This is a genomic window from Lactobacillus sp. UMNPBX6, from assembly GCF_002553975.1.
In the GTDB taxonomy this organism is placed as follows: Bacteria; Bacillota; Bacilli; order Lactobacillales; family Lactobacillaceae; genus Lactobacillus; species Lactobacillus gallinarum.
In genome coordinates this window covers 68,144-83,843 of record NZ_PCZD01000001.1, presented here as the reverse complement: position 1 = coordinate 83,843, position 15,700 = coordinate 68,144, and the positions used below count along the sequence as shown (strand labels likewise).

General features: G+C 34.1%; 14 protein-coding genes and 1 pseudogene. 3 read left to right on the top strand and 12 right to left on the bottom strand.

The features are described 5' to 3' along the window. Positions 1-27 precede the first annotated feature (27 nt). On the bottom strand, positions 28-1,038 hold the full coding sequence (locus CP357_RS00365; RefSeq protein WP_098036263.1) for a homoserine dehydrogenase: 1,011 nt from the start codon (positions 1,036-1,038) through the stop codon (positions 28-30). Between the two features lie 115 nt (positions 1,039-1,153). Here CP357_RS00365 and thrC point away from each other — a divergent pair, with 115 nt between their 5' ends. After that, positions 1,154-2,644, top strand: coding sequence for a threonine synthase (thrC, locus tag CP357_RS00360; protein WP_056945525.1), 1,491 nt, complete (start codon positions 1,154-1,156; stop codon positions 2,642-2,644). Positions 2,645-2,658: 14 nt separating this feature from the next. Further along, entirely contained in the window at positions 2,659-4,020 is a 1,362-nt protein-coding gene (locus tag CP357_RS00355; RefSeq protein WP_087363180.1) for an aspartate kinase, read from the top strand. A 395-nt stretch (positions 4,021-4,415) separates the two neighbouring features. Here CP357_RS00355 and CP357_RS00350 read toward each other — a convergent pair whose 3' ends face one another. The 10 genes and pseudogenes from CP357_RS00350 to CP357_RS00305 all read right to left on the bottom strand — a co-directional run bounded on the left by CP357_RS00350 (position 4,416) and on the right by CP357_RS00305 (position 12,621). After that, positions 4,416-5,072, bottom strand: a complete 657-nt coding sequence (locus CP357_RS00350; RefSeq protein ID WP_087235471.1) for a putative quinol monooxygenase — start codon at positions 5,070-5,072, stop codon at positions 4,416-4,418. Positions 5,073-5,237: 165 nt separating this feature from the next. Beyond that, the gene (locus CP357_RS00345) at positions 5,238-5,783 is read right to left on the bottom strand and encodes a hypothetical protein (protein ID WP_098036262.1); all 546 of its coding nucleotides are present in this window, start codon (positions 5,781-5,783) and stop codon (positions 5,238-5,240) included. 68 nt (positions 5,784-5,851) lie between these two features. Next, complete coding sequence (locus CP357_RS00340; protein ID WP_098036261.1) at positions 5,852-6,457, bottom strand: LysR family transcriptional regulator substrate-binding protein; 606 nt, start codon at positions 6,455-6,457, stop codon at positions 5,852-5,854. A gap of 2 nt (positions 6,458-6,459) precedes the next feature. Beyond that, positions 6,460-6,621: a hypothetical protein gene (locus CP357_RS10265; protein WP_087176048.1), complete on the bottom strand. Its 162-nt coding sequence runs from the start codon at positions 6,619-6,621 to the stop codon at positions 6,460-6,462. 18 nt (positions 6,622-6,639) lie between these two features. Next, positions 6,640-7,806 (bottom strand): enhanced intracellular survival protein Eis, encoded by a 1,167-nt coding sequence (eis, locus tag CP357_RS00330; protein WP_098036260.1) that lies wholly within the window; start codon positions 7,804-7,806, stop codon positions 6,640-6,642. Positions 7,807-7,933: 127 nt separating this feature from the next. After that, positions 7,934-8,470: a citrate lyase holo-[acyl-carrier protein] synthase gene (gene citX, locus CP357_RS00325; RefSeq protein ID WP_098036259.1), complete on the bottom strand. Its 537-nt coding sequence runs from the start codon at positions 8,468-8,470 to the stop codon at positions 7,934-7,936. A gap of 16 nt (positions 8,471-8,486) precedes the next feature. Further along, positions 8,487-9,419 (bottom strand): carbamate kinase, encoded by a 933-nt coding sequence (arcC, locus tag CP357_RS00320; RefSeq protein ID WP_098036258.1) that lies wholly within the window; start codon positions 9,417-9,419, stop codon positions 8,487-8,489. Between the two features lies 1 nt (position 9,420). After that, positions 9,421-10,457 (bottom strand): annotated as a pseudogene (gene argF, locus CP357_RS00315) (ornithine carbamoyltransferase). A gap of 11 nt (positions 10,458-10,468) precedes the next feature. Further along, positions 10,469-11,698: an arginine deiminase gene (gene arcA, locus CP357_RS00310; RefSeq protein ID WP_098036257.1), complete on the bottom strand. Its 1,230-nt coding sequence runs from the start codon at positions 11,696-11,698 to the stop codon at positions 10,469-10,471. Positions 11,699-11,766: 68 nt separating this feature from the next. Continuing rightward, positions 11,767-12,621 (bottom strand): LysR family transcriptional regulator, encoded by an 855-nt coding sequence (locus CP357_RS00305; RefSeq protein ID WP_087176044.1) that lies wholly within the window; start codon positions 12,619-12,621, stop codon positions 11,767-11,769. Between the two features lie 125 nt (positions 12,622-12,746). Between CP357_RS00305 and CP357_RS00300 the strand changes: the two genes are divergently transcribed. Beyond that, positions 12,747-15,020 carry an HAD-IC family P-type ATPase gene (locus tag CP357_RS00300; RefSeq protein ID WP_098036256.1) on the top strand — a complete coding sequence of 758 codons (2,274 nt, stop codon included), beginning with the start codon at positions 12,747-12,749 and terminating at the stop codon, positions 15,018-15,020. 64 nt (positions 15,021-15,084) lie between these two features. Here the strand turns inward: CP357_RS00300 and CP357_RS00295 are convergent, their stop codons facing one another. After that, the gene (locus CP357_RS00295) at positions 15,085-15,585 is read right to left on the bottom strand and encodes an SLAP domain-containing protein (RefSeq protein WP_025005953.1); all 501 of its coding nucleotides are present in this window, start codon (positions 15,583-15,585) and stop codon (positions 15,085-15,087) included. Positions 15,586-15,700 lie beyond the last annotated feature (115 nt).

The window sequence follows — 15,700 nt, the reverse complement described above, 5'->3', positions numbered from 1 at the left end:
ATTAAAAAATCAATTTACGAGAAAGATCTATTTACACAAAAGATTTGACAGTTTCAATAATTGGCCATTAGTTTTATTAACCAGATTTTTAACTTCACTAACAATATCATTCATAACCGAATTGGCAGTGGCTAAACTACCTGCTCCCGGTCCGGTTAATAATGCCGTTCCCAAATTTCGACTTTTAATTTGTAAAGCATTAATCTCATTTTCTATATTTGCCATTAAGCTATCTGCAGGCAAAAGACACGGAGCAACTTCTACAAATAATTTATCCGCCACCTTTTTAGCAATGCCAATTAGCTTAATCGGATATCCCAATTCTTTAGCTTGTTGCAAGTCAAAGTCTTGTAAATGGTCTATTCCCTCAACATTGAAATCAGTAATCTTAACATGTGCACCAAAAGCAAATTGACACAACAAAATCATTTTATATGCAGCATCTTTACCTGTGACATCATTAGTTGGATCTGCTTCCGCAAAACCCAGTTCTTGCGCATGTTTCAAGGCAGTTTCGTAGCTTAGTCCCTTTTTATTCATTTGCGACAAAATATAATTTGTTGTGCCATTAACAATACCTTGAATTTCTAAAATATGGTCTCCAACATAAGAATCACTTAATGTTCGTAAAATCGGGATGCCTCCAGCAACACTTGCATCATACATTAAGTCACAACGATTATCTTGGGCCAGTTTAATTAATTCCGTTCCAAAAGCAGCCATCAGATCTTTATTAGCGGTTACTACATTCTTACCGGCACGCAATGCCTCACTAATATATTCTTTTGCGGGATGTAATCCACCCATCAATTCTGCCACGATTTCAATTTCGGGATCGCTTAAAATATCATTAAAATCAGTAATTATATTAACTGAATGTGCAAATTTTTGATACTTTTCTTTATTTCGAACGAGGGCTTTTTTAACAACAATCTTTTGCCCACTTGTCTGTTCAATTTTTCCATTATCACTTTTTATAATGTCTAAAATACCAGAACCTACTGTTCCTAACCCAAGTAACGCTATTTTTATTGTCATCTTTATCTATCACTCTTTTTTAATTCTTTTCTTATTTTTATGATTGTAACATATGGTAAAAACAAGTTACAATGTTTAATATATTAATTAAGACTTAAGAATAGGAAGATGCTTTATGAAATATCGTAGTACTCGAGGTTCAAAAGAAAATACGTTAAATTCAGCTGCCGCTATTATTCAAGGCTTAGCGCCAGACGGTGGCTTATATGTTCCAACAGATTTTCCTCATGCAAATTTTAAATTAGAAGATTTGCCAAAATTATCTTATAAACAAATAGCTGCAATGGTAATTAGTTTGTTTTTTGATGATTATTCCAAAGAACAGATTCAAAGCGCTGTACTTAATGCATACAGTGAACAATGGGATGATCGCAGCATTGTTCCGATTGAAAAGCATGATCATAACTTCTACATGGAATTATTCCACGGACCAACTCTTGCCTTTAAAGATATTGCTTTGCAAATGTTGCCGCAATTAATGACACGTGCTGTGCAAATCGAAAAAATTGATCGTGACATTATTATCCTGACTGCAACCTCTGGAGACACGGGGACCGCTTCTATGCGTGGTTTTGCCAATCAACAAGGTACTAACGTTATTGTCTTTTATCCTGAAGGTGGCGTTAGTCCAGTTCAACTTCGTCAGATGCTTAGTCAACACGGAGACAACCTCCAAGCAATCGCTATTAAAGGCAATTTTGATGATGCACAAACCGAAGTAAAGAAAATCTTCAATGATACTAAATTTAAGACTCAGTTGAATAAAAATGGCTATCAATTCTCTTCAGCCAACTCAATGAATATTGGTCGTCTTGTACCACAAATCTCATACTATCTTTATACATATGGTCAATTAGTACGCAGACAAGAAATTAAATTAGGTGATCAGATTAACTTTTCTGTACCTACTGGCAATTTTGGAGATATTTTAGCAGGTTATTATGCTAAAAAACTAGGTTTGCCAATTAAGAAACTAATTTGTGCTTCAAATGAAAATAATGTACTGACTGATTTCTTTAAAAATGGTGAATATGACCGTCGTCGCAAATTCCATTTGACCAATGCACCTGCAATGGATATCTTAGTTTCCAGCAATCTTGAGAGACTATTATTTGACCTTTACGACGGCGACCATCAACAAATCAATAGTTTAATGAATCAATTAACTCAACGCGGCCACTATCACATTAGTGATGACATCCTTTCAAAACTTCAGGACATTTTTGCAGCTGATTTTGCGACGGAAAGACAAGTAGTTAAAGAAATTAACCGCATCTACAATTATGATCGCTACGTCATCGATCCCCATACCGCTGTTGGCTCATATGTTGCTCATCAATACCAAGAAAAAACTGGTGATACCACTCCAATGGTAATTGTTTCAACCGCAAGTCCATATAAATTTCCAGAAACAGTGTATGAAGCTATCACAGGACGCGTTTGTCCTCAAACAGGTATTGCCGCAATTAAAAAGCTCTACGAGGAATTAGGCGGTCAATTATCGATTGGCGTGCGAACATTATTTGATCGTAAACCAAGCTTAGAAAAAGTAATCGAGCCACAAAATATGGAATTAGTAATTAGTTCAATTTTAGACTTAAAATAATTCGAGGGAAAAATATGAAAGTTGTAAAATTTGGTGGTTCATCGCTTGCTACAGGCAACAACGTAGATAAAGCGTTAAAAATCATTAAAGATGATCCAGAACGTAAAGTAATTGTGGTTTCTGCACCTGGTAAAAGAAATGACGATGATATTAAAGTAACTGATCTATTAATTACATACGCCTATGCTAGTTTAAGAAGCAACAATTACGATGATATCGCTAATAAAATTTTCAAGCGTTATGAATTAATTGCTCAATATTTTAATCTACCTGAAAAAGAACTAAGCGAAATTAAGCGACTGCTATTAACTTTACCTCAACTCGATTATCCGAATGCTGACTATAGAATGGCTGCTTTTAAAGCACATGGCGAACGCCTAAATGCCATGTTAATTACTAAAATCCTTAACCATCAAGGGATCAAAACTCGTTTTTTAGAACCTAAAGATGTTGGTTTGATAGTTACTGGTACTCCTAATAATGCAGAGGTTAATCCTGAGACATATGTAAATTTGAAAAGAATTAAATTAAATAAAGACGAGCGAATTATTTTCCCAGGTTTTTATGGTATTACTCCGTCAGCACATATTGCCACATTTTCACGGGGAGGTTCTGACATTACTGGTGCCATTCTAGCTCGTGGATTTAATGCAGATTTATACGAAAACTTTACTGATGTTGATGCCATTTTCTCCGCAAATCCTAATATCATTGACCATCCTAAGCCTATTAAAAAAATGACCTACCAGGAAATGCGAGAATTATCATATGCCGGTTTTTCCGTTTTTCATGACGAAGCTTTGATTCCTGCCATTCAAGGAGAAATTCCAGTTAACGTTAAAAATACAAATGCTCCAGAAAAGCCCGGTACTTTAATTGTACCAGAAGAAGGATTCACAGCTAAAAAGACGATAACCGGCATCGCTGGTGGCAAAAATTTTGCAGCTCTTTATTTAAGAAAATACATGTTGAATAAGGGCGCTGGTTTTACTCTAAAATTAATGGAAATCTTTAATCGACACCACGTCTCTTACGAACATATGCCCTCTGGGATTGATGATTTAACTGTAATTTTTAAGAAGGATGCATTAAATGACCAATTAATTGACGTGATTTGCAATGAAATTCAAACTAGTTTGAATCCAGATCAAATGCAGTGGATTGATGATTATGCTATTACAATGGTCGTTGGTGAAGGGATGAAAGATAAACTAACCCTTTGTGCCAGTCTTCTTTATCCTCTTGGTAAAAAAGATATTTCTATTCAAATGATTAACCAAGGTGCATCACAAATTTCAATTATGATTGGCACTAGACGTAAAGATGAAGAAGCAGTTATTAAAACCATTTACGAAAACTTTATCGCTGAAGATTAGTTTACATAATCATGATTACGTAATTGTATATCAACTTTAAACAAAAAAGCCAATCATTTACTTTTAGTAAATAGATTGACTTCGGGAATAGCATTAGACTTGACTCTAATACAATTTTACTTGGTAAGTTTAATTTTGCATAGTCCTATTCTTAATCATTCTATTAATTTTTCAATATAAATTCTTAAGATTTGATTGTTACATTATAGATAACTTATTGAAAGGAAAATAATATTGATTAAATTAATAATTATTGCAGCTACTTTGGCAACTGCAGGGATTATGGCTATTAGTTCTACATTAGTTAATAAACCTCTTCCCGTTAAAATAAGAAATCATAATAATCGTAGATAATTTAAAAGCAAGCTATTTCAATCAAATAACTTGCTTTTTTGTTATGGTCTATAAAAAATTTCTCCCTGATCTACTATACAGTCAGGCTTAAGCAAATGTAGTCCCTTACTTTCTACGGAATACTTAGTAGCTTCAAGATACTTTTTAAAATGCTTGGTCTTTAGATGCTTTTCATATGCTTCTTCAGTCCGGTATACCTCTAGTGAAAACCATTCATTAGGTTGATTCATAATAGTACCGGCAATCATAGCCAAAATTCCATCTTCTTTTTCAACCGCAGTTTTCATTTCTTTCATTACCGCATTGGCAAATTCATCACCTTTGCCCAATTGTACACCAATTTCGGTTAAATAAACCACGTAATCATTGTCGTGCGTAACAGCTAAATTTTCAGGTTTAGTTGAGATAAATTCAGGATATAATTCAACTTTAACTTGACTAGTCACAATATCTTTCAGATTATGTTCAAATTGTTGAACCTGACTTGTATCTTCGTGTTGTTGATAAGCAGCATCATCTTGGTAGCTTTCGATCAAGTAGTTCTTATATTCTTTTTGATCTTCATGACCACTCTGCATAAACAAGGCATGATCGGCATTTAACATATACTCTTCTACTTTTTGAGTATAATTTTCATGATTTTTTGGATCTATTTCTAATCTAAATAAATTTAAAACAGGTGCTTTTTCTAATTTCATTTTTCTTTCCTACCAATTTTAATTTTTATTGATATTATATGCTATTTTCACAAAAAAGTGACTACCAAAACTAGCTTAACATAATTTATTTAATTTGAAGTAAAATACCATTAAAAAATGCTTCAAATCTTTTCGTGATCGAAGCATTTTCTTATTATTCAAATTTTACAAATGATAGTCTACTTTTTTAAACTTATAATTTTTCATTTGTTTAGCTAATTTTTTGCTTCTGTAGTAATTACCACCATCATATCTGCTTGAATATAGCAAAACATTATGTTTTTTACCATTAATTTTTTGCGGCATTACTCTATAAAGGCTCCAATTTTCAAAACTAATCCATGGATTAATTTCATAAAATAGATGATTTTTCATCTTAGTCGTTTGGCCCGACATCCAATTTTTAGTTACATGATCAAAATCGGTTTGATTTTGGATATTACCATTAAAGTAATCACTAATAATCGATTTATCTTGAGTGTAAATAATTTTTCCATTAACCGTATGTGCAGTAAAAGTAATTTTTCTACCATTATGAGCGTTACGGTCATATGAATACCATGTACCTTGCATCTTTTTAGGCACTGTAATAATTGCTCCATTACCATAAGTATTATCAGTGGCATTTACATGAGTTGTTAATACACTCAAGCCTAAAGCCAATACCATTGCAGATAAAGGCAATAACTTTCTTATTAGCATAAAAATCATCTCCAGTTGTAAAATTATGGATTCGCTTTCATTATTAATTCTACAGTATTTTGTTACTTAAAGATAGATTAATATAATTTTTGAACTAATGAAATGAAATCTTTAATTTTGGCATCTTCATTTGTATAGAAGGCTGCGATTTTTTGCCACATTTGTTGTCCATTAGACAATAAAAATAATTGCTGCAAAGTATCATTACTGATCAAACCAGCAGTCGCTTCATTCATCAAGAAATATCCTGATCCAGAGGCTACTAATAATGCTGCTTCTTCTACAGAATTTGAAGCAATAAATGGACTTTGAATCTGATAAATATCCTTAAATAAATGAAGTTCTGCGGCCTCTTCTTCTGGTTTAGCGACAATAAAACAAGTTAAATCAACTAAATCATCTTTATTAATCATCTGGATACCGCTAGGATAACTACCCTTTTGTAGAATAGCCATGACAGCTTTTTGACCTAAGATTTGTGAATTAAAATCAACCTGTTCATCCCGCAGATCATTAATTGCTAAATCAACATCTTGCTCAGCTAGTTTATCAAAGACTTCATCATGTCCCATACCAATTAGACTAATTTTTATATTAGGATATTTTTGCGTAAACTGGTCTACAACTCGATCTAAATCTTTTCTACCAAGCTGGTTAAAATATGCTATTTTTAATGTTTTCATAGTTAATCTTCATCCAAGGGAGCATGACCTTCGTCAGCTATCTGCTTTTTATCTTTTCTAATTTGGTACTTATTGAGCATGATCAGCAGCGAAATAACCACATTTATCCCACTAATCACTACGCTTAAAAATTTTAGTAATCTAACTTTCTTTTGCTTACTCATTTTTAATGCCTTCTTTCCTTAAAAATAATCATAAAATGAAACTTTGCCTTTTACAAAATCTAACTTTTTAATACGATAATTTGTTATTAGACCCAATTCAATAGCAGCCTTTAAAGTTAAACGGCCTAAAAGAACTTGGGTCCATGCGGTGATTGGCCCAGAAAAATCAACTAATTCATCTTCTTTACGCTCACACGTAACTTCACGATTGTGATTATTCAATTGCCAAACGCCAATATTCCAAGGACATTGATCATCATAATTAACTTCAATGTTAAAAGTACCTTCTTGCAGTGGCCGCATGCATGACAAAACTTTTTGAAAATCAATAATTCTACTCATCATATATGGATGAAGTTGAATGTCTAATTCATTCTGTTCTGGGAAAAGCTCGGCCAATAATGATTTCTCAGGTAGCATCATACAAAACTCTTTAACTGAACCTATATGAGATGCCATAAAGCCTAATATGCTTGATAATCCTTGAGGGGTAATTGAATATAATTCATCTGCCATAAAGCAATTATCAACTATCCGATAAATCAAGTAACTCATTGGACGACCGGCATTATCAAAATAAACCGCAATATCTCGATGATGGTAGTAACTATCTAATCTATTCCACCACCAAGCTTCTCTAATAATAGTATTTCTCTCGTCATCAGTATGTAATTGACGTTCATATAACTGAATTACGCCATTTTGAACAATCAAATCATCCCATTTTCCGCGAATCACCTTACCCTTACGAGGTAATTTAAAGGAAGCTAAAGCATCCCCAGAAAAGCGATATTCTTTTTGATAAATACTATTGCTAAAGCCATAATGACGATAAAAATCTTCTGAAAAAGGAGCTAAATTTGCCACCGGAATTTTATTTTCATGCAAATCATGAATAACTTCTTCCATTAATTTAGAAATATGGCCCCGTCCTCTACATTCAGGATAGGATGATACATAGCCAATCCCAGCTATTGGAACATGATGACCAAATATTTCACCCTTAAATTGATTTACCATCATATAACTAGTCAATTTTCCTTGATCAAAATATCCATATCCATCACTATGATCATACCGACTCATAAAATTGGCATCTGTAGTTAAATCAGAATCTTTTAAAAAAGCGTATTCAATCAATGAAGCAATTTGTTTTAAATTGTCTTGGTTTTTCTTTAATTTCATAATTTTCCTTATAAAAATATACTGTCTTAATAATCTTACTTATATTTTAGATCATTTTATGTGTTTTTCGTTAGCTTTTCTTAAGATTTAGATGAAAAAACGGGATGAATATACCTGTCATCCCGTTTTACTTATTTACATACTTTGTATATAAACTAGAAATATACTTTTGCATTTCCTGTACTGAATGTCGACGTGATCGTGCACATTCTTTAGCAGGACGATCACATAAGTAGCAACGGCGACTTGCATAATTTAATTCTTTACGTGAAATCGCAGGTCTGCCTTTAACTAGTACGTCGGCATCGAATAATCGACCAACCGAACTATTCTCTTCAAATGAAATAGTCGATAATTTAACCTTCTTGCTAGATTCCTGCAAAATATAAAAATTTTCACATCCAGCATCAATATTCAATGCTTTTACCAATCGATAATTATAATTTTTATCCTGCCACTCTTTTTCTAATTGCTTGATTCCATAATTAAACAGTTCAATCAAATATTGATTATTCTTAATTGGACCCGGAATATTTAAATTAATATCAACTAACGTAGTATCGGGATATTTTTGAAAAATCTTTTGTTGTAAAGCTACACGATAATCCTTTACAGCTAACACTTGAGCAATATCTTGCGGATTTCCTTCTTGAAAAATATTCATTATTATCTCACCGCAATTAATTATAAACGATTGTACCTACTCCATCATCAAGTTTACTTGCATTTCTTAAAGAAGTAATGATTGCAGTATTTCCTGTTTTCTCTACGAAATTAATGACAGCTTCAATTTTAGGTTTCATGCTACCTGCTGCAAATTGACCAGCTTCTAGATACTTCTTTAGTTGATCTACTTTTACTTTTCCAATAGGAGCTTGATCAGGCTGATTATAGTTCACATAAGCATTATCAACAGTAGTCAAAATAACTAACTCATCTGCTTGAATATCTTCAGCTAATTTTGCGGCACTAAAATCTTTATCAATTACTCCTGCTACCCCTTGCAAATTATTATCCTTTATTACTACAGGGATGCCGCCACCTCCCGCAGCAATTGGGACAAATTTACTCTTCAGTAAAGTATCAATAACTGGTGCATTAATAATCTTGACGGGCTTTGGGGATGAAACTACTTGCCGGTAACCTCGACCTGCATCTTGCTTATAACTATATTCAGGATGATAGATTTTTTGTTTCTGCATTTCATTAAAAGTATAAAACGGGCCAATTGGCTTAGTAGAATTCTTGAAAGCCGGATCATTAGCATCAACTATTATCTGAGTGATTAGGGCAACGGCTTGATGTGGATAGTCGGTATGCTTAAATTGATCATCTAAAGCCTTTTGCATCCAATAACCAATACTGCCTTGAGTCATTGCGACTACGGTATCAAGTGGCATTGCAGGATTATCTTTGCTAGAGCCTTTATATTGCTGCAAAAGCAAATTACCAACTTGTGGTCCATTACCATGAACAATCGCTACTTGATCTCCCTTTTCAATCATTTTAGCAACGACTTTCATTGCCTTTTCCACTTGCTTTTCTTGAGCAGCTGCACTATTATCACCTGCTTGAATAGCATTGCCACCCAAAGCTACAACTATTCTTTTCATTTTATTTACTTCCTTCATTAACTGATGGAATAAATAAATTGCCTAAAGTAGCGGCCATTATTGCTTTGATAGAATGCAATCTATTTTCCGCTTCAGTAAATTGCCAAGCGTATTGAGAGTTAAAGACTTCATCAGTAACTTCCATTTCACTTAAACCATACTTTTCATAAATTTCTTCGTCAACTTTAGTAGTGCGATCGTGAAATGCTGGTAAACAGTGCATAAAGATCAATTGATCATCTGGAGTTCCCGTCATTTGCATCATTTTCATTGTGACCGTATAAGGCTTTAATAACTTAATTCTCTCGCTCCAGTCATTTTCACCCATTGATACCCAGACATCAGTGTAAATAATATTGGCTCCTTTAACGCCTTTTTCAATGTCATCAGTAATCAAATTCTTAGAACCAGAATCTTGGGCAAAATCCTGCGCAATCTTTTGTACATCTGGATGAGTAAACAAAGGCTTTGGCGTAACTATGTGGACGTTAACTCCCAACATACTTCCAGCTACTAAAAGACTGTCGGCAACGTTATCGCGGCCATCTCCTACATAAGCTAAAGTAAGCCCCTTTAGGTGACCAAACTTTTCTTTAATGGTCATAAAGTCGGCTAACATTTGCGTTGGGTGCCATTTATCGGTCAATCCGTTCCAGACAGGTACACCAGAATACTTGGCCAGGTCTTCTACATCCTTTTGAGCAAAGCCACGATATTCAATACCATCAAACATACTGCCCAAAACTTTTGCAGTATCTTCAATGCTTTCTTTTTTACCTAAGTGAATTTCACCAGCACCCATATATTCAGGATTTGCGCCTAAGTCATTGCAAGCAACAACAAAGGCTGAGCGCGTTCTTGTTGAAGATTTTTCAAATAAAAGAGCTATATTCTTGCCCTTTAAATATTCGTGAGGGATATTTTCTTTAGTTCTTTTAAATGAAGTGCAAAATCAATTAAGTAATTAATCTCTGCTGGAGTATAATCCTTGCATTTTAATAAACTTCTACCTTGAAAAACGTTTTGTAAATATTTCATTTTTCTGCCTCTTACAAATCTTCACGAACAAGTGGACATGACATGCATCTTGGTCCTCCGCGACCACGAGAAAGCTCACTTGAATGAATCTTATGAACTAAAATGCCATGTTTTCTTAACAAATCATTTGATACATAATTACGATCATAAGTAACGACTTCACCTGGTGCAATAGCCAAGGTATTTGAGCCGTCATTCCATTGTTCACAAGCAGCCGCAATCGAATCACCATTGCCAGTCGGAATTAAGTCAATCTCTGATACGTGTAAGTATTTCTTTAAAACTTTAACCAAATCATTTTCTGGCGTAATTTTAACCTCACCATGATCGTCTTGCTCTAAAACATAAATATCAATTTTCCCTGCTTTATCTAAAATAAAAGGATGAACGGTGAATTGATCATAATTAATCATTGTAAAGACCGTGTCTAAGTGCATCATAGCATGATTGTGCGGTATTTTGATTGCTAAAATTGTGTCATAACTAGAATGACCAAAAAGACTATGAGCAAGATCGGTAATGGCAGCTGCTGAAGTTCTTTGAGAAATACCAATCGCTAAAACATGATTGTTCAAAACTAATTCATCGCCGCCCTCTAAGCGCCCATGAGTATAACGATCTCGCCAGACAGGAATATTGGCATCTTTAAATTTGGGATGATGCTTCAATATAGCTTCCATAAATAAAGATTCACGTCTTCTAGCTCTAAATGTCATCCTATTAATAGTTATGCCATTAGCAATTGCCGCTTGTTGATCACGGGTAAAATATACATTTGGCATCGGATCTAAGTAAAATGGATAATCTGGATCTTCAGCTAGATCGGCTAATGAAGGTGTTATATTTTGTATTTCATTTTTTCTAATTCCAGCAATTATCTGTTTAACCATGTCATTTACTGGCAAGGCCATTAAATAATCCATTAACAGTTGATGTAATGGATCTTCTTTTTTGATGTTAGATTCTTCTAATAATTGATCTACAAATTTCGTGCGGACATCTTTATTAGTCAAAGATTGTGCTAATAAATCTTCTAAATAAACGACATGAACTCCCTGTTTTTCCAAAGTATGGGCAAAATAATCATGTTCTTTTTGTGCAATTTTCAAATACGGAATATCATCAATTAACATCCGATTTAAAATATCCGGTGAAAGATTTTCTAATTCTTTTCCTGGTCGATGTAACATAACTGTTTTCAATTTGCCAATTTCGGAATAAACATGAATTAAGTCAGTCATTATATCGTCTCCTAAAATTATGTATCCGCTTACAATAATTATGGATCAATTAGTTACAAGTTACAATCTTAAAGGCTTAAAGCATCAATTATTCTTTTCATTAATGGCGTAACCTTTTGATCTTTACGCCATGCTAATTGTAAATGTGTTATCCAGTTACTATGCTTAATCGGAATAAGATCACCAGGAGCATATGTAGAGGCAATGGATTCCGGAACAAGAGCCACTCCCATTTTTCGTTTAGCCCAGGTGATCGCTGTTCTGGAATCATCACATTTAACAGCATAAAACGGTTTAATTCCATGATGAGCAAAAGTTTGATTAAAAATCTCTTCAAATCGCCGGTAGATAATAAGAGGCTGCTCATTTAAATCTTTAATTCTTAATTCCGTTTTATCCTTAAATTTAGGATCAACAGTAACTGCCATCATTCTTTCTGTAGTTAAGGTTTTCGCCTTTAAACCGTTACGATTATAGGGAGTACGAACAATACCTAAATCGATTGTTTTCTTTTCCAATTTATCGATAATACCAAAAGTATTGTCCTCATAAATATCAAAGTTAATTTCAGGATAAAATTCAGTTAAGGCTTGAAAATTCTTCATAGGAATAAGACCAGTTGATGAAGAAGCCATTCCAATTGCAACTGTGCCTAATTCGCCAGAAATGGTCTTGTGGACCTGATTCTTAGCACTTTCAGATAGCGATAAGATTTCACTAGCATAGCTCTGTAAAATTTGTCCCGCATCCGTTAATTCGATACCATGAGCAGTCCGCTTGAATAATTGTGCTCCCAATTCTTTTTCCAATTGCTTTAATTGATAACTTAACGGTGGTTGCGCAATATAAAGTCTTTTAGCCGCAGACGTGATTTGTTTTTCTTCGGCTACTACTAAAAAGTAACGTAATTGTTTAATATTCATTGATCTATCCTTTTTATTTTGGTTACAGGTCTTATTAAAATTTTTTATATCTTATATTTTAATTTAGTATTTTCATCTCCACAACATATGTGCTACTTTATTAAGGTAGATTTGGAGGGAATAAAATGTCTGAAAAATTTCACGGCTTAACTCAAGCCGAAGCAGAAAAACGACTTAAAGAAGATGGTCTAAACGAAGTTCCTGAACCTGAATACAACTTCTTTAAGGAATTTTTATCAAAATTATGGAATCTCTCTGCTTGGATTCTTGAAGGTGCATTAATCCTTGAATGTATCCTCGGCAAGTGGATTCAATCATTATTTGTTTTATTCATGCTTCTTTTTGCAGCTTTTAACGGTGCATCAAAGAAGAAGCAATCACGACGGGTATTAAATACCATCTCACACGAATTAACGCCTAAAGTTGCTGTAGAGCGTGATGGTAAGTGGATTAAAATTGACTCTAAGCAATTGGTTAAAGGCGATTTAATTTCACTTCAACGTGGGGATGTTTTAGCTGCTGACGTAAAAATAGTTAGTGGCAACATTGCCTGTGACGAAAGTTCAATTACTGGTGAATCTAAAGCTGTTAAAAAGAATATCGATGATACAGCTTATGCTGGTACCACTGTAGTTGAGGGCGACGGCTTAGCAATCGTTACTGCAACTGGTAAGGATTCTAGAAGTGGTAAAACCATTAATTTGATTAACAACTCAGCTGCACCTGGTCACTTGCAACAACTTTTAACAAAGATTATCTACTACCTTTGCTTACTCGATGGTGTACTTACCTTAGTTATCATCATTGCTTCATTCTTTAAGGGCGGCAATTTCGATACCTTTATTAATATGTTGCCATTCTTGGCTATGATGTTTATTGCTTCAATTCCTGTTGCCATGCCATCAACTTTTGCATTATCCAACTCATTTGAAGCAACTCGCTTAAGTAAAGAAGGCGTCTTAACTGCCGATTTAACCGGTATTCAAGATGCGGCTAACTTAAACTTACTTTTACTTGATAAGACCGGTACAATCACTGAAAATAAAACAGCCGTTGCTAGCTGGAGCGATTTAAGTGATTTACCTGATCAAGACGTTTTAGTTTTAGCTGGTAGTGCAACCGACAAACGTAATGCAGGTATTATTGATATTGCTATTGATGAATACTTAAAAGAAAATGGCATCCCTGTCATGGACGTTGATCACTTCACCCCATTTACTTCTGACACCGGTTATTCTATGGCAGAAGTTGATGGTCATAACGTTAAGTTAGGTTCATTTAAGCAACTTTCCTTAATCGATAAAAATGCTAATGAAGTGGTCGAAGGTATTAACTTTAAGGCTGGACGTTCAGTTGCTGTGTTGATCGATGATAAGCTTGCAGGAGTCTTTATCTTACAAGATAAGGTAAGAAAAGATTCCAAGGCTGCTTTGGCAGAACTTAAAAAGCGTGGCGTACGTCCAATTATGTTAACTGGTGATAACCAAAGAACGGCTGCAGCTGTCGCTGAACAAGTTGATTTAACTGGTAATGTTATCTCTATTCATGACTTCGATGAAAGCACTGATGTTGGTGAATTAGCTGGTATCGCCGATGTTTTGCCTGAAGACAAACTTAAAATGGTTAAATTCTTCCAAGAAAAAGGCTACATCGTTGGTATGACTGGTGATGGTGTTAACGATTCTCCTGCTTTAAAGCAAGCTGAAGTTGGTATTGCTGTTTCTAACGCTGCCGATGTTGCTAAACGTTCAAGTAAGATGGTACTTCTGGATGACGGCTTAAGTTCTATTGTTAAGATTCTTGATGCGGGTCACCGTGTATACCAAAGAATGACTACTTGGTCACTTACTAAACTCGCTAGAACTGCCGAATTAACTATGCTTTTAACCTTTGGTTACCTCTTCTTCAACTATATTCCAATGGCATTAAACGCAATGGTTATTTATACAGTTATGAATAATATGGTAACTATGATGATCGGTACTGACCGGACTCATATTACTTACAAGCCTGAAAACTGGAATATGGCAAGATTAGCTAAAATTGCATTTTCACTTGCTGCAGGTTGGACAATTATCGGTTTCACATTTGTCAGCTACCTAAACTTACATGGCTGGAGTCATAATTCAATTTCTACCATGGTTTATGTTTACTTAGTTCTTAGTGCAATGCTAATTGTATTGATTACTAGAACTCGTAAATACTTCTGGCAAGATTATCCATCTAAATTAGTTGGTATCGTCCAAATTGCTGACGTCGCATTAACATTTATTTTAGCCTTGTGTGGCTTGGCAATGGCTCAAATTAGTTGGCAAAACTTATTAATTACGGTTATAGTGGCATTGGTTGCTGCAGTCATTATTGATTTGATTTACCAACCTGTAATGAAAAATAGATAATTATAAAATATAAAAAAAGCACTCTGATTACTACATTGTAGTTTCAGAGTGCTTTTTATTTTGACTAATAATTAGAAACTGTAGTCAAGACGTTTAAAGCTTTAACATATTCGCCATCGGCAATTTTAATAAATGGCTTTTCATTAATTTCTTTATGACCTAAGTAATTAACCTTAGCGCCACGCTTCAAAAACTTGCCTGGAATTTTTTCGCCCTTCTCATCATAAATAAAGGAAGGCTTCTTAATTCTATTAACTACCTTTATAGTGGACTTCATATATGGCAAGAATGCTTCTTCTTTAACAAATCTATTCTTACGAATCTTTACATAAGTATCACCATTAATTATCTTTATAGCACGTACTTTGTAAAGTTTTCCCTTTCTCAGATGTCCAACTTTAACACCATGCTTATTATAAACAGTAGCATTTCTAGTTAGATTTAATCTTTTACCTTGTCTAACTGGATTGGTAATGGCTGCGTCAACACTTTGTGTAGTTGCTACGCCCAATCCAATAACTGCCAACATTATACCTGCAGCAGAAATAATTTGCTTTCTCATCATAATCCACCCCCGTAGTGTTTATACCATTTTTCACCTTTATTTTATCAAAAATAATTCAATTAGAAGCATTTTTTACTCAACTGTTTTATAACTATTTCTTTAATTCTGCTAAAAT